Below are 19,951 nucleotides of genomic sequence, written 5' to 3'. Positions count from 1 at the left end.
ACCAGCCTAACCATGGTTGAACAAGTAGGGGGGATGAACAGAATAGCTCTCGGGATCAAAGTCCCACGGGCAGATACGCTCGATCCCCGGCTACCGCTATCTTAAGACCACACAAAAATGAGGTCTACCAGAAATATCTGGTGACCTCATAATACGAACGGGCAGATTACGAACAAGCTCATTATTCCTAAATAAAGACTTTTAAAGTATTATTAACTAAACGTTTAATCTAATAAATAGAATAAAAAGGAGCATGAATGAAATGGAAAGAGAATGTTATCGGTGCGGGAACACAAACGAGAAAGAGATTGATTATAAGACGGTAACTACTGACGAAGGTAACGGTTGGAACGAAAAAAAGATACAACTTTGGTTATGCATAGATAACGATGATTGTGAAATGAGAGAGTATGACAAGTACTATGCTAATAAGTAAAGAAGGAACGATTCGAGCGAGCAAGGATCACAGTGGGAAGAAGTGAAATGATCGTCAAGAACTTTCAAAAGGAATTGCAAAATTACGAAACATGATAGAAATTTGGGACTAACAGACTAAGCCAACTGGGAACGTTTGTTCAATAAACACACCTATGGGAGGCTGCCGGCATGATTGGCAGCCTCCATTACGTTAACGGGGAGCATTCCTATTATGTAGAAATACGAGGTTTGAAAAACAAAAAGACTCCTTGGTATGATGGTTATGGGTCCCAGATGCTGGCCAGCGTCGGATCCAAATACAAAACCAAGGAGACTACAACATGCATTCTACTCAAAATGAAAGAATTAATCAAATCACTTCTTCTACTTTAATTATCGGTGTCGATATCGCAAAATTCAAACATGTGGCTCGTGCACAAGACTTCCGCGGAGTTGAGTTCGGGAAGCCAATTTCGTTTGAAAACAATAGAGAAGGCTTTGAGTTGTTCATGAGTTGGTTCCAGGATATTTCAATGGAACAAGGGCTCCAAGACGTTATCGTTGGCATGGAACCAACGGGCCACTACTGGCTGAACCTTGCTCATTTTCTAAAAGAAAAGCAAGTGAAATACGGTGTAGTGAATCCACTGCACGTGAAGAAAAGCAAAGAACTAGATGACAATTCTCCAACAAAGAATGACATTAAGGATGCGAAAGTGATTGCACAGCTGGTCAAAGACGGGAGATACGCCGTACCGAATCTTCCCAAAGGTATTTATGCCGAACTGAGGGAAGCGATGAAAATTCGCGAACACCTAACAACTGACCTTTGTGTTGTGCAAGCACGTGTCCATAACTGGTTAGATCGGTATTTCCCAGAGTTTTTAACGGTCTTCAAAGATTGGGAGTGCAAATCTGCCATCCAAATGCTAAGCCTTTATCTAATGCCGCACGAGCTTGTTCATGTGCCGGATACAACCTTACTACAGCACTTGAGAGAAGCTGCAAAGCGCGGGCTTGGTCTAGGTAGAATCATGAGTCTGAAGGCAGCAGCAAGCTGTTCTGTCGGCATAAGAGAAGGTTCGGAGTTAGCTAAAATGGAGTTAAAGTTACTGCTGAGCCAGTACGAATGGTTTCAAAATAAGCTTGAAGAACTGGGGTCAAAGTTGGATGATCTGCTCATGCAGATCCCACATGTGCAACTATTGTTGGCCATAAAAGGGATCGGTAGGGACACCATTGCAGGTTTTCTAGCTGAGGTAGGTGACATTACTCAGTACCGTCATCCCAAGCAGATCACGAAGCTCGCTGGGTTGAACTTAAAAACAAACTCGTCAGGTACACACACTGGACGGACGAAGATAACGAAGCGAGGCCGAAAGCGCCTTCGTGCTTTGCTTTTTCGTGTGATGATGCCGTTAGTCGCTAAAAACTCAGCCTTCCGGGCTTTGCATGAGTATTACACCAAACGACAGGTGAATCCGCTCAAGAAGATGCAATCTCTCATTGCGTTGTGTAATAAGCTTATACGAGTCTTTTTCGGCATATTAACAAAAGGTTACGAATTCAGTGAAGAAAAGATGATGCAGGATATCCCTCGATTTACAGAGTTACCACAAGCAGCTTAAATAACGAACGATACTCATGTTGATGATCTCATCAAAGGCAAGGGAACGATAACAAGAAGCACGGATGAGTCGGAAAGACACTATCCTTACGGACGAAGATCCTGTCGGGCAGCATATCTGACCTCCACCTCATGGACAGGTTGAATGAAGGAATGTGGGAGCGTAGACTCTGCGAGATGTGGGAGGGTTGACCGCCATGAGTTCATGTGGAGATCCAAAAGTGCAACCATAGATTACCATACCATCCGATTTTTACATCGGTTGGTTTAGGTGGAGAGCCTTTTGCCCCTCAGGATATCCATAAATTTCTTCCTCTACAACTTCATACCATTGAAATGTTATCTGTTAAATAGTATTGATGGTCAAAAACTGAGAAAACGAGAGTATTTAAGAGCTAAGCGTTTCTCCATAGAGGCAGGTTAACGTGGTGACTACGCAGAATTATTATTCATCATTTATAGGATGGGTGACCGTAATGAAGGCTCTAATTAAAGAGGAATTGATCGAGTTGGTACTGAAAATTATGAACGTTGAAGGCAGTGAAGAAGAAATCGATAATATGATCGAACTTCTCAAATCTAACGTCCCACATCCTGAAGTTAGTGATTTAATTTACTGGAATGAAAATGAACTCACTGCAAAGCAAGTCGTTGAACAAGCACTAAATTATAAGCCCATTCAGCAATAAAGATTGAGTAAAGCGTCGAGCTAACTGGGAACGTTACTTAAATAAGGATCACAGGCTGCCGCGCAGTCTGGACGATCCCTATTATATTGAAGTAAATGGCAGGATAGCTCAATCACATAGAGAATACTTCAAGTATGGATTTTAAGATATTTGAAACAAAAAAAGGTGTGGATAGAGTGTGTTTGAGATTAAAGTAGTTGATGTATTTAAAATAACAGGTCGAGGCTATGTGATTTCAGGAGAAATTCTTATACGTGAAAAACCACTTAAAAATGGGTCTATCTTAGTAAATAAAGATGATTTTAATCAAAAAATACATGTGAAATCAATTGCCATGATAAATAGGGGACCAGGAAATATTAAGTTAAACCATATTGATTTATTGGCAAATATTACTGATGAAGAAGCAGAGTCGTTGAATGGGAAAATACTGAAATTATTAAACTAACGAATAACGTTAGTTGAGCAAAATATAAAGTGAGGCTGCCGCGAAATTGTCGGGCAACCTTAGTAAGCTATTCCAGCTATAGCTTTTCAATATTTAATTATTAAAGTTGGATTTAAGTTACGTATGATGGCGTTGTCTTAAAATTACTTTCCTTTCTTTATGCTACTTTAATTCAATGGCAAAAACGGATGATGTGTCACCGTTTGAATACTTACCGTCTTCTGTTTTCCAGTACGCTGAAATTCCATAGTAATAAATACCTTTTGCTTTGGGAGAAACAAAATAACTTTCTTTTAAAGGAACTTCGACAATTTTATCTTCTATAAACTCCTGAACATTCAATTGACTTGGTGCAGGTTCGTAATCAAACGAAATTTTAATTTTGGCTTCAGAAGTTACAACTGTTGGTGTTTTCCCTATTAACATCGTTCTTCCTCCTGCATAATCTACACATCCCAATTTTCCCCAACAGTAACTACCTTGGGTTACAGAGATCGTTGTCTTTTCTGAAATAACATCTGGAAGAGGTGGAGTTTTATTAATTTCAATACCAAAAATCCACGTATATTGTTGATACCTTGTAGTTGATATTGTTTCAGCTAGGAGTGTTCTAATGTTTCTCCCCATTGGTGTTAAATAAATAAAAACTAATGCAATAAATAATCCTATTAAAAACATTAGGGGAATTTTCTTAAGCAAAATCGACCTTTTCACTCGAAACCTCCTGAGTAAATAAAATTGTACGTCATGTTGGGTAGGAGTCATAGTTCAATCTCCACTGCTGCCACCTGATTCATTGGGGCACTTCCACAGAGAAAGCTTGCTTCCAGACAATCCTCTCACCGACACGGAGAACAACGTTCAGCCGGTGCAGGCCAGGCACCAAGGTTCGATATGTATAAAGGCGATACCAAACCGTGGTCACTAGCTCAGAGGAATCTCGGCTATGCTATTGATCATTCCTAAAGGTCAGGATTTGACACTGTTTGGGCAGCAACAAATCGGCTACCGTTCAGATGACGGCATTATAATCAATTTGAAGCGTTGCTTCAGGGTCAAGAATTCTGTCATTGTGCGAGATTTCCACCCAAACAAAACCTTCAGCCGTTTGGATTTTTACCCATTTATCTCCGGAGGGTTCATCCCAATAAGCAAGTGCCGTTACTGACTGAACTGGCAAGTTGGGTTTTTGTACACTCAAAAAGGCAATCTACGAATGCCAGCGCTTTTATCAATTGAAGAGGACGGCGAAGCGCCTTCAAGTAGTCTAAACGCATTGCAAGAGAGATTTGGTTCCGACTTCAACTGACAATAGAAGAAACTAGTTTTTTTAAATCGTCTGTTTTTTTCAACTCTAAAATCGGTTATTTCCATTCGAGCAAATTTGGTTGAATGGTAAGATATGTATATAAGTGAGCTGGCGCCACCATCTTATAGTTTGAAATAATTAACTCTTAGGTACAAGGTAGTACTGCTTCAAATTAGTTTTGAAAGCGTTTTCTATCAATGGGGAAAGAGGTGCTAAATTGAAAAAAGCACGAAATCTATAAAAATATTAAACATTTTTAGAGAATAACAATTGGAGGTAAAAATAATGCTTAAGAGTCTAAATAAAAAAATAAGTTCAATTATTTGTTCAACGTCTCTACTTGCGGGATTGATTGCGATTCCTAATATTGTGAGTGCTGCAACTCCGATCTCCACAATCGACTCATCTTTGTCTACCTACGATAAGATCGTTATGAATGTGGATGGGAAACCATTTTTCTTCAATGGGATTCAGATCCGAGACGATAAAATTCTTGAAAGATTTAATTATACCGATGCACAGATGAAAAACGTCTACCAACTTGCTGCCGACAATGGATTTACAGTTGTCAATTCACAAATTCTGTGGTCGATGATTCAACCAGATCAGGCGTTTCCGGCGAGCGCATCGACTTACATCTCTGGCGGTACGAATGCGAATACGAACTTCTCGACTAGTAATTCCATGAAAGCAAAATACGATTCAGCAGATGCAAGCAATCAATCACTCTCATACTTCAAGTATGACTTCTCTAGTATTACTGGAACTTCTGCAGATGCAGCTAAAATTCGAATCTATGTTAACGCCATGGATAGCGGAACAGCCAATTTACATCTTTACGGACTTGCAAATGATTCATGGAACGCCTCTACGATGACATGGAATAGTGGAGCTCCTAATCATAGTGGTTATAATCTGACAGGAACTCTAGGAGTCGATTATTTTGATCTTGGCGTAACGCCTTCATACGATCCAGTAAATCAGGTGGCGGTCTATGATTTTGATGTAACTGATTTTCTGAACAATCACGCCTACGGTGACGGTAAAAAAGCAAGCTTTATTCTAAAAACAGATACAACTAATAATATTGGCGTTACGATGGATGGAGCTACGGGAACGACGCTTGCTCCTCAGCTTGTCATCTCCAGAGCGAATGTCTGGGACTATTCATGGGTTGATAAAGTTATCGGCTTTGCGGAAGCGGCTAATCTGAAACTAGAACTCCTGTGGTTCGGTTCGGATACTACGAAACATACGATAGACAGTCGAGTGCCTTATTATGTAATTCGTAATTACGAAAAAATGGTGACTGCTGCAGGACGAGTGTTACAGGAGAAGATGACAGGTATTCGACTTAACGATTACGTGTATGATTTCCACATGTCCAAAGATGATCCCAATTTAAGAGCCCAAGAATATAAAGCACTAAAGAATCTTTTTGATCATGTAGCTGTTTACAACAACGCCAATGGTAACAAGAAAACAGTAGTTGGTGCTGATGTCGCCAATGAACCAGGTAATCAAATTGGCGGTGAACGTTCCCGTTCTCCTTATAGCCAAGCGCTGTATACATCAGGAGGTTATTCTTCAGATAATATCTTTATGTGGGACTCCCTCAATACTTGGGTTCAGAATTTGGGGGCAGCCGTTAAGCAGTCAAATTATCCTGTATGGACAAGAATGAACACCCATGCGGAACAATTCTATTTTGTTTATAGGAACGAGGAATTAAAAGCAAGCGGTGGAACCAGCTATGTAGACTTCGTCGGCTATGATCCCTATGTTGGCACGACAGATGAAAGTTTCCGGTATGGGCTGGGGACCTGGAGCGATGCAGAGTATTATCCTTATAACTATGGTCGCAACCTCCCAATGATTATGGAAACGAGTGCTAGCAGATCCAATTCTGATTATTTGAACCTTGCTACGCTTGCAGGCGGATCTATCTACAATCTCTACAATATAATGGCTAATGATGGTAATGATATGTATAATAACGGCGCTGGCAATGTACCTGTTGCGAATAATAGCAATATCTTAGGTATAAAAAATACGAATATTTGGCTCAAAACAATTTGGAAGGATTTAGCAACAAAACAACCGGATGCCGCAGGTGGAACGCAGCTTAAATTCTTTAACGAGCATGCGGATGCTTCGGCGAGTGTTACTAAGAAAATACGCGGTATCGATGTTAACTACAATACCAGCAATACAGGTGTTGGAATCGCGATAGAACGAAGTGACAAAGAGATTGCACTCGCAAGTAAAACGGCTTCTACGTTCACGCTCAAAGGCCTTCAATCCTTCGGTCCTGTAACGATGACAACAGGCTATTATGATGCAAACAACAGCTGGGTTTCGACGGGAACTAAAACATTCACCACTAGTGGGACTGATATTCTTGTTAGTATGAACGCATATGAAACAGTTAGAGTATTGACAACGAACTCGATTACAGCTTTGAGTAAACCGTATTCAATAAATGATAATTTTAACAGCCAAGCTACAGGAAGCGCACCATCTGGATGGACGACTACGGGAACTACAGGAGGAACTGTAAATATCGCAGAAAAACCTGGTATTATTGATAAAAGTCTCCGGATCAATAGAACGTCTACCACTGCCGGGGTGTCTTCGGCTGAAAAATCATTTCCAGGATTAAGTGGCATTGTGAAGTTAGAGACTAGCATACGCAAAGACGCAACAACTCAATGGTTCGCTGCGCCGTATGTATATGATAGTTTGGGTAATGCAGCAATCAAAGTGGCTTTCGATGCTGCCGGAAATATTGTGTATCAAAATTCGAGTGGTGTTTGGACGACATTACAAACTTATGCAACGAGAACGTGGTTTAAGATTGATATGGAAATCAACACGAATACGGACACCTATGATTTATACATCAATGGCATAAAGAAGTTGAGCCAAGTCTCGCTGGCAGCACCTGTAGCTGATATTGCAAAGGTTAAGTTTTATACGGAGAATGCTGCAGGAGCTGCAAATTTTGATAATGTAAAGGTATATCAAGAACTATCAGCTAATACAAACTTGCCTATACGATTTGAAGGGGAAACAACCTCGTATACAGTGAGTGGCACCACAGCTTCGAGCGTGAGTGGCGATACAACAGCAAGCAGTGGAGGATATCTTGCAACGGGTTCTTCGACGACAGTCGGTAACTATGTGGAGTATACGGTAAATGTGCCTGTTGCTGGAACCTATAATGTAGATTTTGGATATAAGAAAAATACGGGTAGAGGGATTACACAACTGACAATTGATGGCGTGAATCAAGGAAATACAGTTGACCATTACGCCAGCACGGTATCGTATCCTACTACCGACTTGGGCCTAGTTAACCTATCAGCCGGCAACCACCTGTTCCGTTTCACGGTTACGGGGAAGAACGCTGCAAGCAGTAGCTACTTATTCACGGTCGATTTTTTAGAGTTAACGAAGGAAACAACTAGTATTTCAACGGTAAGATTTGAAGGGGAAGGTGTGACTGCAACGAACAGCGGTATCAATGCTGCGAATGTGAGTGGAGATACGACAGCAAGCGGAGGAGGATATCTCTACTCAGGTTCAACGACTGCTTCGGGAAGTTGGGTAGAGTTGACTATCAATGTGCCTGCTTCTGGGTCGTATAACATTGATTTCGGTTATAAGAAAAATACAGGCAGAGGAATCACGCAATTATCCATTGACGGAGTGAACCAAGGAAGTACAGTAGATCACTACGCAAGTTCTGCATCCTATCCAGTGACTGATTTGGGCAATGTCTCTCTAACAGCTGGTAACCATCTTTTCCGTTTCACGGTAACAGGAAAGAACGCATCCAGTAGTGGCTATGGCTTTACGGTCGATTATTTAGATTTGTCGGCTAACTAACATACATTTCTAACAGAATACCGGTTATCCGAAAGGATAATCGGTATTTTAATAAGAGAAATTAGGTTCGATTTCATGAGCAGCATAGTTATTAGAGGAGGTAGTTCCATTGAACCAAATGAAAAATAATAATAAACGATTCCGCAAATATAGTGTGGGCATAATCTGCACGAGCCTAATTGCTGGATCGTTATTTGTAAGTCCAGTTCATAACAATATTGCTTCTGCAGAAGTCAACTCCATTTTAATTGATGAAAATTTCTCTACTGACGGGGGGAGCTTTGAGTTTGGGGGAGGGGCTTCTGTCTCAGGAGGCGTTCTAAAATTGACACAGGGGATGGCGAATTATTCAACTTCAGTGAAAAATTTTGATGCAAATATTGTTGGACAGTCGTTAGTAAACGTAACATTTGACTGGAAGAGTTCGATAATAAGCACTGGGAAAAAGACAGGCATTGAATTCCGCGACCTCTATGGGAGACTCATTTTTGCATTCGCTGGAGCTAATGGATCCGAGTTGAGGTATTCGACTACCGGCTGGGACTCAGATTCAAGTCAATCTCAGTTCAACTGGGAGCCAACGTGGTCCAAGGTTACTTTTGATCCTTCAAAGACATATACGATTAGTCTAACCGCAGACTTTAGTCAGAAAGTTGTAAGTTACTCTGTTGTTCAGAAAGATACAGGAACCAATTTGGTTCAAGGTGTTAATGTTCCGATTCAGGCTACCGGCATGGCGAAGATGGTAGCAAGCAATTACTATACAAGTGGCGGCGATGGTACACAAACTATTGATAACTTCAAACTTGCTGCACCAACGCTACAGCTTGATTTGCCTCTCAAGGGTAAGACAATGTATGCATTCGGCGATAGCATTATTGATGGTCACAAGTACTCAAAAGCCGGTTTTACAGAGTTTGTTGCAACTCGTGAGGGCATGATAATCCAGCATAGTGGTGCGAAAAATGGTGCAACGATCATGCCGGGTGGCTCTGGCGGACAAATCCTCACTCAAATTACAAATGCGCCGACAACGGCACCTGATTATATCGTCTTTGATGGTGGCACAAATGACGCTTACGATGTAAATGATACCCGATGGGGATCTGTAAGTATTAGTAAAGACCCAACTACATTAGACAGCAACACTGTCGCTGGTTCATTTGAAAATACAATTTATCAGATGCAACAAAAATGGCCAAATGCAAAGATTGTTTATGTTGCGGTACATAGGCTTGCTGGTGGACGAACAGTTGAGCGGCAGGATATTCTACATGAAATTGAACTTTCTGCAAGTAGAAAGTGGGGGATTGCAATTGCAAACCTTTATGATGATTCTACTCTGAATACGCGCGAACAGACTGCTAGGTGGACATATAGTTTTGATAATTTAGGATATGATGGACTCCCTGGAAACACGGTCACAAGTAGTAGTTCCGCGTTTACTACAGATACCCCTTCGGGTACACACCCGAACTTCCGTGGTATCGAGACATTCTATGTGCCAATTGTTACTCAAACGTTGAGACAACTCTCAACAATGTCACCTTTACAGAATGGAACTTATAAAATAAAAAATTTGAATACTGGTAAATATCTTGATACTGATGCGAATGGTGTAGTTGTTCTTGCTCCCACAACGATCTACGATGATCAGGATTGGATTGTAAGTAAGGATTCTACAGGTTATTGGACAATTAAGAATGCAAGAACAGGACGTTATTATTTGGATACTGAATCAACGAATAATAGTGTCATTTGGAACTCGGGGGCGGTAATTAATGATTCTTTGTGGAATATTGAACCAGTACTTGGTGGGGGGGTTCGAGTAAGAAATCTAAGTTCTGGTAGAGGTTATCTATATGTAACTTCTTCTAATGAATTGAAATGGAATTCAGGGGCGACAGATGCTAGTACAGTTTGGATTTTTGAGCCAAAGTAATTTTTAAGATGTAGTGTTAGTACCTACTAATGAAGAAAGTTACTTAAACAGGGATCGTCAGCTGCTGCGCAGTCTGGACGGTCCCTGTGTTCTTTGCCCTAAATGAAGCCAGCTTTTGAGGGAATTGGCCAAGCAGAGTTCTGGAAAGGAAGGTTTTAAAGTTTATCTAGAGTTGGTCATATTAATGGACTACTACGTATTGGTATAAAAGTATTTAGCGTATATCTGACTGAGATGAAAGCGGAAAAACCCTTGTATTTTGTACAAAGGATGATCAAATATAAATAAATATTAAGGGGAATTTGATATTTGTAAGTACAACAAAAGTACTACTTCAACTCAACGGAACTATGGTACTCCTAATTCTATAAAACGAGAGTCTCAGTTTGAAATATGGACCTGATTGAAACTAACATAGTTTATAAGAAATAACAAAGCATTCGGTTTATTTATTAAAATTGGTAGATCAAAATATGTATCATTAAGTTTCATTGAATTTGTTAAGTCCAATTCTAGCCATTTAAGTAGTAATTCATCTTTTATTGTTAAATCTAAACACCATTGAGATGGTGAAGCAAATTTCAATTCAATTATTGGTTTTGAGCAATGGCACTGAAAACCTCTAATATTTCTACGTGTTAAAGTTCTAAAATCTATTTTATTTCCGCAATTAGTACAGCCGCACATTAAATCTTTTAAATGAAACGGGCATTTATGCAATAAGCTAAATTGATGTAAAAGACTATGACAACCCATGGATAAACATTCTGTACAGTATGTAAGCTCAGATCTCATAAGGCTTTTGATATGTAAGTTTTTTGGGAATATACCAATTATTTTAAATAAGTAGTGGTTTAAATGTTCAGAGATATTAAAACCTAAAGATTCGGTGAGATATTCGAGATTGAAATCTTCACTAGTAAATAAGCTATGACTTTGCCTATTTGAGTTGCCGTTAGCATTCTTTATACCGAACTCATGAACTAAATCACGAGATGTAACTACGTTTGAATATTTTATTTTTTCGAAAATCGACCAACCCGATTCATATGGATTAATCCAAGAAGGATTCCATGTGAGTTGTTGTGTTTTCATGTAACTCAACCTTTCTTCTTTTTAGTGAAAACTTGAGCTGACTTGAGCTCTAATTTCAGTTGGTTAAGCTTGATAAAGTAATCGTTTAATGCAACAGTAGGAAGCAAAGTTGTATTAGGGAGTTTGTAAGTAGACACCAGATCTCCATTTTCTAGAATTATGTATAGTGTTTCATCTTCATCTGAATAGATCGCCGGCATTTTCAATGAATAATACTGGCTATTTAATGTAAACCACTGCTCTGAAATGGCTAAGGGGCAGGAATAGTTCGTGCTTTTATAGCAAATACCTTCAGAAGTAACTTCAGCCATTGGATTTGTATCGTTAAGAAAATACATATTAATTCCTCCAATTGAATTTATCTACTTCTATGTATTACCACATTTATTATTTGTAATCATTTACGAACACAAATAGTAATCAAAAAAGATGACAACAGCCAAGTGCGGCAAGTTGTCATCTTTTTTGATTACTATCTTTAATAAACTTGGCATTTTTCATCGCATACTCAAGTGCTAAATTGATCAATTCATTTCTGGATCGATTACTAATTTTTGAAAGGTGATCGAATTTCTCTTGCAAAACTCTATCAACACGTATAGTTATTGTAACTGATTTATCTTCTTTTGGTGTGATAATAAAATCATCTTCACTCATATTAATCACCTCTACATTTCAGTATAGAAGTAAATGAATGCATAAAAATATAACACAAATTGTGTTCGTTAATGATTACATAAATATGGTTTTGGATAAGATGCTATTAAGAAATATTTCGTGATTTTGATATTAATTGGGAGGGAAGATATGAATGAATCAAATATAGAAGCAAAAATGAAAATACTTAATGCCGCTAAAAAGCTGTTTGCTCGGAACGGCTTTAAAAAGACTGGCCTCCGTGCTATTTGTAAAGAGGCTGGTTTAAATAGCATAATGACTCAATATCATTTCCGCGGGAAAGATAATTTATTGTCAGCAATATTTCAAAGTTATATTCCTATTTATAGTGATTTCTGGTGCGAAGAGAGTTGTTCAAATCCTGTACCTAGGATAATGCAAATTATTCGTGAATTTGTATCTCTAGGTATAAATGACCCTGAAATAATAACGATACTACAACAAGAGTTAGTGTTGCCTTCTAATCAAAATGAGCTATTACAGATTTTAATATCGCCTTTATGGAAAGAGTTTAGAGAATTACTTATCTTAGGTAAAGATCACGGACTCTTTTTTTACGATTCACTCGATGTGACACTAACTTTCGTTATAAGTTCAGTTCTGATGTATAGGCACTGGGATTTCTTGGGTGATTTACTTCAAAGACCAGCGTCTAGTGAATTGATTATAGACGAGATAAGTGCGCTTGTTCTTAGTGCATTAAATTACAAAGAGAAAAACCGAATTTCAGTTGTATAACTTGGAGGAAGAATGAGTTTGAAGGAACTAGAGCAATTTATTGAAGATGGGAGTTACTATAAACTAAAATGCACAATTAAAATCATAGATAATTTAAGGGGCCTAATACGTTATGACTTAAATATTAGAGGGATCAGACGTGAGGTTTGGGAAGAGTCTGGCGTTGTAGGTAAATTTAGGCTGGTTAATCGTTATAAGTACGACCATCAGAGTTTTAAGGAATATTTATTTGATCTAGGGATTTTGCCATTAGTAGTGTCAATTAAACAAGGGCATTTAACTGAGGAAGAGATAATAATGTTAAAAGAAGCAAACGGCTTTAAGAATGAAATGACATTGCAGTTTTATCCTAGGAACATTGGCAAGCCAATATTTGTAGAGGATACTGCTTTTTATAATGAGATGATTCTATCTGAACAGGTATATCATTGGAAAGAAAATAGCCAATTGAAAGATACTTTAAATAATAGATGGGATAAGATTCTAGATGAAGTGACTGTTTGGCTAAGAAAACAAGGAGTTAAGAATATTAAATTTAAGTATGGTTCTTTAGTTTTAAAGGAAAAAATGCAGTATTCTCCTTTAGTGGTATTTGAGTTATTGGGAAAAGAAGTGATGATTAGATCTAGCATCCCAGAGTTGGAAAAGGTGGAGGAGTTTGCTGCAAGGGGATTTTTAAACAAATCAGAACTTGAGGAATATAGGCAAATTATTGGTGTGAATGAGCAGTTTATTTTAATGGAAGTAGATAAGGAGGAGAATTGTAGAGAGTGGCTCGATAGAAGGAGAAAAAAATTATCGGAGCTAAGTCAATTCCTAAATTCCAAAAATTCAAATATATTGTTATAAATGATGTTGTTGAAGTACACTATTGTTACTAAATTCAAAGGACCAAATTATATTGGTAATTGATAGTGCTCACAATCATGTGACTTTGTCCAAATCCCCACTAGAATATGAATTCTATTTTTAAAAAATGATAGAGCTATCCAAGATGAACTAACTACTACCCAGATTGCTTATCCTTTAAGAAGATTTGAGCCTTCTCTTAGTTAGAAAGCTAAGTTCATCGATATAGCTTTAAACATTGAAAAAACCATTCTCGTTTAGAGATTGGTTTTTTTGTTAAACATTATAAATATAAAATGAAAATGTCGGAAATATGCTAGATTAAATTATCTTAAAATCGTGCATCGATGACCAGTTTTAGTGATATTTTGAATGGAAAAAAATTATTGCTTTATTGCACTTTGACTAAACTAGTAATGAAAAGAATGACAATGAATTCGATCTTAAGGGGGCGATACCATGATAGATTTTGAAAAGAAATTGCAATTAAATCAAATTTCCGGAACATCTTTCTGTTGGGATCCACTATGGATTAAGCAATATGAATCACCATGGTCTATTTGGGAGAAGTTTAAATACGCTAATTCAGCTACATCTCTTGATGTGCTTAGGGAATTCGGGACTTTTGATGCTTTAAGTAAAAAAGTTTTGGTGATGACTGCAACAAATGGAGATATTTGGACAATGCCTAATCTTGATGGAGATAAAATTAGAAGTGGTCTAGGTATGGATATAAAGTTAGCTTATGAGGGAATTCTGGATAATATTGAACTTTTTCCAAATGGGAATTTTAAAGGGAGACGTAATATCTTCACTTTTTGTAGAACTTGTCTCAGCCATGGTTATCATAGTATTTTCCATCAATTAAGTATTATAAATAAATGTCCCTTTCATAAACGTAATTTGGAGGATTGTTGTCCAAAGTGTAAAAGAAGTATGAATTATTCTTTGAAAAACGAGTCTAGCGGTCCTTTTCAATGTATGTGTGGACATTTATTTCTTAAGTGCAGAAAAAGTTTTTTTCATTCTTGGAAATGCTTCAAACCAGATCTAAAGACAAGCATCGTTAACAGGATAATTTCATTAAATAATAGTGAAAAGGAGATTATCCAAAATTTAATTGTTTTAGATAATTTTGATAATAATAACTATCCAAATGCGCTTAGCCAGATTATTTCAGTTATTGATTCGGATTTTTACTCTGGTGATGAGTTCCACGTTGTTAGCAGGTCTACCACTAACTTAAGAGTTTATGATAATCGCTTAAGTGAATATAAAAAGGTTCGTAAGGATCCATCTAACTTATCGGAATATTTTTATTTTATCGAGCAAATAGAAGGTGAAATTTATCGGAGTACAGTTGAGATTTTTACCTCAATTGCTAAGCACATTCGTAAGGTCTTTTTAAAAAATCATAAAACGTGTCTGAATCTGGCGAAACGAGGAGATTTGTCATGTTGTTATGCCAGTGTTTATTTGCACTGGTGTAAATTTATTCGTAAATATAAGCATTGTCGTTTAGTGGATAGCGGTAAACAACTTAAAAAGAAGGACAATGTAGAATTTATTTCTTATCAGGATTATTATCAGCTAGCTAGCCTATTAAGGAAATGGGACGGGGGAACAAATAGGATATATGAAAGTATTACGGCTACTAAATGGTTGATATCTAAATTTTTTAGTATGATGTTGTTAAATCATTTTTATAATTGGGTCAGGATAGCCTCTCGACGTGAATCAACTGACGAGATATTGAGATTACCATTTAGATACCAGCATCTTCCGTTTGGGGTAATGAAAGTTTCTAACAGTAAAAGGCATGAGTTAGAATTTCATGTATGGGATAAAATAAAGAGAAAAATACCTATTAGGGAAATAGAATTAAGATGCCCTAAGAAGAAGGTAAAACATTTTACATAATTGTTTAAGAAAGAATAGAATCACGGCTCAAGGAGTTTATTGAATTTTACGATAAATATTATAGTTAATAGATTATCTATACAAAAAAGCAGGCCAGCGAAGAATTTATATTATATATTTTGTGTTAGTCTTAATTTCTTTACTTATTATAGGTGTTTTCTTGTCGCACTTTTAGGTAAATGCACGCGTTGTAGGGATATTCTTGTCGTTAATTTCTGCAGTTTTATGATTGTAGGGACTTTCTTGTCGCTAATGATGGTATTTTCTTGTCGTTGGACTGTCATGTCATGTAAAGCCACTTGCTATTACAAAAAAACTATTCTATAATTCATTACACGATCGTTGAATGAAATGACGAAAGAGAGATCACTTATGAAAAGAGTGCCAAAAACTAGCCGCGATCTTCAAGCTGCTGAACGTAGAGAGCAAATTTTGCTTGGCGCTAAGCAATTGTTTGCCCAGCACGGCTATCATGGAACGTCGATCCGGGCGATGAATAGGCATATCGGGATTACCGATGGCTTGTTGTATCACTATTTTCCTGGGGGCAAACAGGAGATTTTGGAGACGATTTTCCACGAAGCGCAGCAAACTCGCATGGAACTCATGGATCAGTTAATTAAGGGGATTCATCCGGGCCAGCCGTTAGAAGAAGCGTTATATCTGTTTATCTCAAGATTGGTGGGTACCATGATTGGGGATCCGGATTTTATGAAAATTATGCTGCGAGATTCGGATAACATCTTATCTGAGGATAAGGATTTTATGTCCCAATTGATTTTGCAGCGGCATCTAGCGTTAACGGAGGCATTGGCGAAAAGAGCTGAGGCTGGAGAGATCCGAGAGATGGACTTCCGCTTAGCGGCCAAACAAATTATTTCTATCGGCATGATGGCCGTTCTGGGACAATTCACAGCCGTAAATTTAGTGGAGACAGATCTCGATAGCTATTTGAGAAAAATGGTCGCTTTCACCGTATCACTTTGGAGAAAGTGATTCTTTTTTGGGGATTTCGTTCACACAACGTTGAATGAATATATTTAATCAAAGGAGGTTTTACGTATGAATCATTTTTTTAAACAGAAACACCCGTATCTTGCTATTGTTGTTGTTTTTCTCGTTATTCTTCTATTAGGGCTTGCTCAGCTTGGTTCGACGGTGAACCCAACGCCTAAGAATTTGCCGGTGATCCTCGTTCAAATGGATGCAGGTGAGAAGCTCCCGACGGGTCAAGACATGAATTTCGGCAAGCTCATTCAAGAAAAAATAACTGCCGCCCCAGCTCAAGCTGACACAGTGTCTCCGCTCAAATGGACGACTTTGGGCAGTGAACAAGAAGCTATCGATGCGATGGATCGCGAGCAAGCATACGCTGCGATTGTGATTCCAGCGGACTTCAGCAAAAAGCTAGCTAGCTTATTATCCCCGCAGCCGCAGGCGTCCTCCCTAACGGTTTATGTGAACCAAGGGATGAATAACACAGCGGCTACGATGGCAAATGGCGTGCTAACTCAGATCCTTAATGGCATTAACGGTCAGGTTAGAGAGCAGCTGTTGGCGCAAGTCAGCCAAAAAAGCGGAACCCTCACCGTTGACCAAACCAAAACGTTCGCTTCACCGATCGTCGTCACGAGTAAAAACATCAATGCCGTCGGCACGAGCAGCGCGAACGGTAACGCCCCAGTTGTGCTGACGCAGCTTGCTTGGTTCGGAGCGATGGTGACGACACTTTTACTTTACATGGCAGCAGGCAAAGCGACACAAACAGGCTCTCGCTCGCACCGCTTCGGCATTCAAGTTTCTCAGCTACTTAGTGGCGTCGTGATCAACGCGGCTGCGGCTGGCAGCATCGTCCTCGTAGCAGGTAAATGGCTGGGCTTATCCATCCCGAGCTATTGGGAAGTCGGACTGTTCCTTACTTTCGTCGGATTCGCCTTCTTCCTGTTGCAAACCGCGGTTGTCAGCTGGCTTGGTTTAAAAGGTGTGCCACTATTCGTGCTCGTGTTCTTTTTCGGCGCTCCCGTACTTTCTTTGCCGCCAGAGTTATTGCCTAGCTTCAGCCATGACTGGCTCTACTCTTGGTTGCCGCTGCGCTTCGCCGCGGAAGGCCTTCGTGATTTGTTCTACTTCGGTCAAAATTTGAATTTGAGCAGCCCGATGTGGACATTAGGCGTCATTGGCGCTGTGGCGATCGTTGTCATTTTCTTATCTCTGTTGAAAAAACACGAGCAACCGGCAGCTACGGCAGCGGGCGCTCGTTCAATGTAAACGAATCTGTTGTAGATACAACAGAAAATGCTGAAGTTACGGAACGACAGGCCGCTATTCTCGTGAAATAGCGCCAAAATCTAAAGTTGCGGAACGTCAGTCCGCTATCCGAGCGAAAGTGACCGCTTTGAAGCCCTAAACGCCAAAATAGCGGATCTACGTTCCGCATCACAGGTGAGTAAGAACCCAAAACGAAAAAGCCTCTAATCTGACATCCAGGTTGGAGGCTTTTCCGCTTTAATATCATCGCAAATCATTATAATGCTGCATCTTCATGAAATGAATCGTGACCGCGGTCCCCTCACCCTCGGTTGAACTTATAGACAGATCATGCCCCAGCTTGATCGCCATTTGCTTGGCTAAGTAAAGCCCCATCCCCGTAGAGCGGCTGTGCGTTCTGCCGTTTTTGCCTGTGAAGCCTTTATCAAAAACACGTCCCAGATCTGCGGGATCAATCCCGATCCCTGTGTCCTGTATGATCAGCCGCTTCTCGGCATCCGTCTCCTCCGAGCGAAACACAATGCTGCCGCCATTGTCGGTGTACGTCAAAGCGTTTCCGACGATTTGGCCAATGATGTAGCCCAGCCACTTACTGTCACTATTCACATGGTGAGTAAGGTTTTCCATGTCTGGACGTATCCGTTTGGCGATAAACAGCTTAGCCACCTTCTTGACACTATCCTTCACAAGGGTGCTCAGCGACAATTCCGAGATGAAGTAGTCTCTGGAGAAGGAGTCTATCCTCGAATAATACAAAGCTTGCTCCACATAGCTATCGATCTTGCTAAGCTCATCTTCGAGCTTGTCTACGAGGTATTCGGCGGTTTTGCCCGCGCGGTTCTCCATGATCAGACGGCTGGCTGCGATAGGCAGCTTTACTTCATGAATCCAAGAGAGGATGAAGTCCTGATGGTTGCGGATCTCCGCATGCAGGAGCTGCGTCTCATGAGCTTGATTTTTAGACATCTGTATTAATAACTGGAGATAGAGCTCTTGCTCGTTATTTTGAGGTTCAGGCATCGCCGCGGCGACCCAATCTTGTTGTTCGCTTTTGCTCAGAAACTCATTTAGTTCCTTGTAGAAGGACTTCCGATAGAAGTAGCCAAAAATGATATATAAAGCAGCGAATAGGAAGCAACCCGCATTTGTATAGGCAATATTATTAAGGGCATCCTGCCCTTTCACGCTAACAAGCATGATCAGTGAAACGAATAGCATCGTTCCCAGATACATCCCAACGAAATATCGTTTATCCTTCAAATAGGAGAGAAAGCTCATGGGATCAAGTACCCTTGCCCTTTCTTAGTCGTGATGAAGTCATCGCGTCCAAGCTCTGCAAGCTTTTTGCGCAGGCGGGTAATATTAACGGTTAACGTGTTATCGTCGACGAAGCTTTCATCCTCCCAGAGACCGCGCATCATCTGCTCACGGCTGACAATAGCACCTTGATTTTGCAGGAGGATAGTTAATATCTTAAACTCATTTCGAGTGAGCTCGGCCTTCTGGTCTCCGCAAGCGACGTCGCCATCTTTTAAATTCAGGACGACACCATTATGCGCCATCACATTGGCCGCGGTTTCCATGTAGGAGTACGTTCTGCGCAGCAGGGCATTGATTTTAGCCACGAGAACGTCGGTGTAGAAGGGCTTCTGAATAAAATCATCCCCGCCCATATTCATCGACATGACCATATCCATAGGCGTATTACGCGAGGAGAGGAAGAGAATCGGCACGTTGGATAACTCCCTAATCTGGCGACACCAATAGAAGCCGTCGAACGCAGGCAAGTTAATGTCCATCAGCACGAGATGGGGATTCTCCTTCACATATATGGTGAGTACGGCATCGAATTGTTCGACAATGACCGTTTCAAACCCCCAGCGGCCCAGTGCTTCAGCTACCGTATCCCGTATCGTTTTATCATCTTCTACGATCATAATTTTCACCGAAAATCGATACCTCCTAAAACCTGACAAACGTATTATCAGAAATGGTAGCACAATCATGACAAAATTGTAAGGTACGTCGAGGAGTTGTAAGTTACTTCGATGGTTGCGTGGCTGCGGAGATAGTAGGATAG

17 protein-coding genes are annotated in these 19,951 nt (G+C 39.8%); 10 read left to right on the top strand and 7 right to left on the bottom strand.

The features are described 5' to 3' along the window. The first annotated feature begins 758 nt into the window (after positions 1-758). The 3 genes from AC58UX_RS13055 to AC58UX_RS13045 all read left to right on the top strand — a co-directional run bounded on the left by AC58UX_RS13055 (position 759) and on the right by AC58UX_RS13045 (position 3,181). Positions 759-2,045 (top strand): IS110 family RNA-guided transposase, encoded by a 1,287-nt coding sequence (locus AC58UX_RS13055; protein ID WP_497253193.1) that lies wholly within the window; start codon positions 759-761, stop codon positions 2,043-2,045. A gap of 475 nt (positions 2,046-2,520) precedes the next feature. Next, positions 2,521-2,733, top strand: a complete 213-nt coding sequence (locus tag AC58UX_RS13050) for a bacteriocin immunity protein (RefSeq protein ID WP_497253191.1) — start codon at positions 2,521-2,523, stop codon at positions 2,731-2,733. A 178-nt stretch (positions 2,734-2,911) separates the two neighbouring features. Beyond that, entirely contained in the window at positions 2,912-3,181 is a 270-nt protein-coding gene (locus AC58UX_RS13045; RefSeq protein ID WP_497253189.1) for a hypothetical protein, read from the top strand. Between the two features lie 162 nt (positions 3,182-3,343). Here AC58UX_RS13045 and AC58UX_RS13040 read toward each other — a convergent pair whose 3' ends face one another. Beyond that, positions 3,344-3,895: a hypothetical protein gene (locus AC58UX_RS13040; RefSeq protein ID WP_497253187.1), complete on the bottom strand. Its 552-nt coding sequence runs from the start codon at positions 3,893-3,895 to the stop codon at positions 3,344-3,346. 298 nt (positions 3,896-4,193) lie between these two features. Next, the gene (locus AC58UX_RS13035; RefSeq protein WP_497253185.1) at positions 4,194-4,382 is read right to left on the bottom strand and encodes a hypothetical protein; all 189 of its coding nucleotides are present in this window, start codon (positions 4,380-4,382) and stop codon (positions 4,194-4,196) included. Positions 4,383-4,775: 393 nt separating this feature from the next. Between AC58UX_RS13035 and AC58UX_RS13030 the strand changes: the two genes are divergently transcribed. Both AC58UX_RS13030 and AC58UX_RS13025 read left to right on the top strand, forming a co-directional pair. Then, on the top strand, positions 4,776-8,381 hold the full coding sequence (locus AC58UX_RS13030; RefSeq protein ID WP_497253183.1) for a CBM96 family carbohydrate-binding protein: 3,606 nt from the start codon (positions 4,776-4,778) through the stop codon (positions 8,379-8,381). A 118-nt stretch (positions 8,382-8,499) separates the two neighbouring features. Further along, the gene (locus tag AC58UX_RS13025; RefSeq protein ID WP_497253660.1) at positions 8,500-10,323 is read left to right on the top strand and encodes an RICIN domain-containing protein; all 1,824 of its coding nucleotides are present in this window, start codon (positions 8,500-8,502) and stop codon (positions 10,321-10,323) included. Between the two features lie 381 nt (positions 10,324-10,704). Here AC58UX_RS13025 and AC58UX_RS13020 read toward each other — a convergent pair whose 3' ends face one another. From AC58UX_RS13020 to AC58UX_RS13010, 3 genes are all read right to left on the bottom strand, one after another. Next, positions 10,705-11,418: a hypothetical protein gene (locus tag AC58UX_RS13020; RefSeq protein WP_497253181.1), complete on the bottom strand. Its 714-nt coding sequence runs from the start codon at positions 11,416-11,418 to the stop codon at positions 10,705-10,707. A gap of 5 nt (positions 11,419-11,423) precedes the next feature. Further along, on the bottom strand, positions 11,424-11,756 hold the full coding sequence (locus AC58UX_RS13015; RefSeq protein WP_497253179.1) for a hypothetical protein: 333 nt from the start codon (positions 11,754-11,756) through the stop codon (positions 11,424-11,426). A 118-nt stretch (positions 11,757-11,874) separates the two neighbouring features. Further along, positions 11,875-12,075, bottom strand: coding sequence for a hypothetical protein (locus AC58UX_RS13010; protein WP_497253177.1), 201 nt, complete (start codon positions 12,073-12,075; stop codon positions 11,875-11,877). Between the two features lie 150 nt (positions 12,076-12,225). Here AC58UX_RS13010 and AC58UX_RS13005 point away from each other — a divergent pair, with 150 nt between their 5' ends. The 5 genes from AC58UX_RS13005 to AC58UX_RS12985 all read left to right on the top strand — a co-directional run bounded on the left by AC58UX_RS13005 (position 12,226) and on the right by AC58UX_RS12985 (position 17,871). Next, on the top strand, positions 12,226-12,834 hold the full coding sequence (locus AC58UX_RS13005) for a TetR/AcrR family transcriptional regulator (protein WP_497253175.1): 609 nt from the start codon (positions 12,226-12,228) through the stop codon (positions 12,832-12,834). Positions 12,835-12,846: 12 nt separating this feature from the next. Then, on the top strand, positions 12,847-13,683 hold the full coding sequence (locus AC58UX_RS13000) for a hypothetical protein (RefSeq protein ID WP_497253173.1): 837 nt from the start codon (positions 12,847-12,849) through the stop codon (positions 13,681-13,683). A gap of 459 nt (positions 13,684-14,142) precedes the next feature. Further along, positions 14,143-15,603: a hypothetical protein gene (locus AC58UX_RS12995; protein WP_497253171.1), complete on the top strand. Its 1,461-nt coding sequence runs from the start codon at positions 14,143-14,145 to the stop codon at positions 15,601-15,603. A 372-nt stretch (positions 15,604-15,975) separates the two neighbouring features. Next, the gene (locus AC58UX_RS12990; RefSeq protein ID WP_497253169.1) at positions 15,976-16,599 is read left to right on the top strand and encodes a TetR/AcrR family transcriptional regulator; all 624 of its coding nucleotides are present in this window, start codon (positions 15,976-15,978) and stop codon (positions 16,597-16,599) included. A gap of 66 nt (positions 16,600-16,665) precedes the next feature. Continuing rightward, positions 16,666-17,871 (top strand): YhgE/Pip domain-containing protein, encoded by a 1,206-nt coding sequence (locus tag AC58UX_RS12985; RefSeq protein WP_497253167.1) that lies wholly within the window; start codon positions 16,666-16,668, stop codon positions 17,869-17,871. A gap of 243 nt (positions 17,872-18,114) precedes the next feature. Here the strand turns inward: AC58UX_RS12985 and AC58UX_RS12980 are convergent, their stop codons facing one another. Beyond that, positions 18,115-19,149 (bottom strand): sensor histidine kinase, encoded by a 1,035-nt coding sequence (locus tag AC58UX_RS12980; RefSeq protein ID WP_497253165.1) that lies wholly within the window; start codon positions 19,147-19,149, stop codon positions 18,115-18,117. Further along, positions 19,146-19,817 (bottom strand): response regulator transcription factor, encoded by a 672-nt coding sequence (locus AC58UX_RS12975; protein ID WP_497253163.1) that lies wholly within the window; start codon positions 19,815-19,817, stop codon positions 19,146-19,148. The genes AC58UX_RS12980 and AC58UX_RS12975 overlap by 4 nt, the downstream gene beginning before the upstream one ends. Positions 19,818-19,951 lie beyond the last annotated feature (134 nt).

It is taken from the genome of Paenibacillus sp. J22P90, from assembly GCF_059692195.1.
This window is presented reverse-complemented; position numbering and strand designations above follow the sequence as displayed.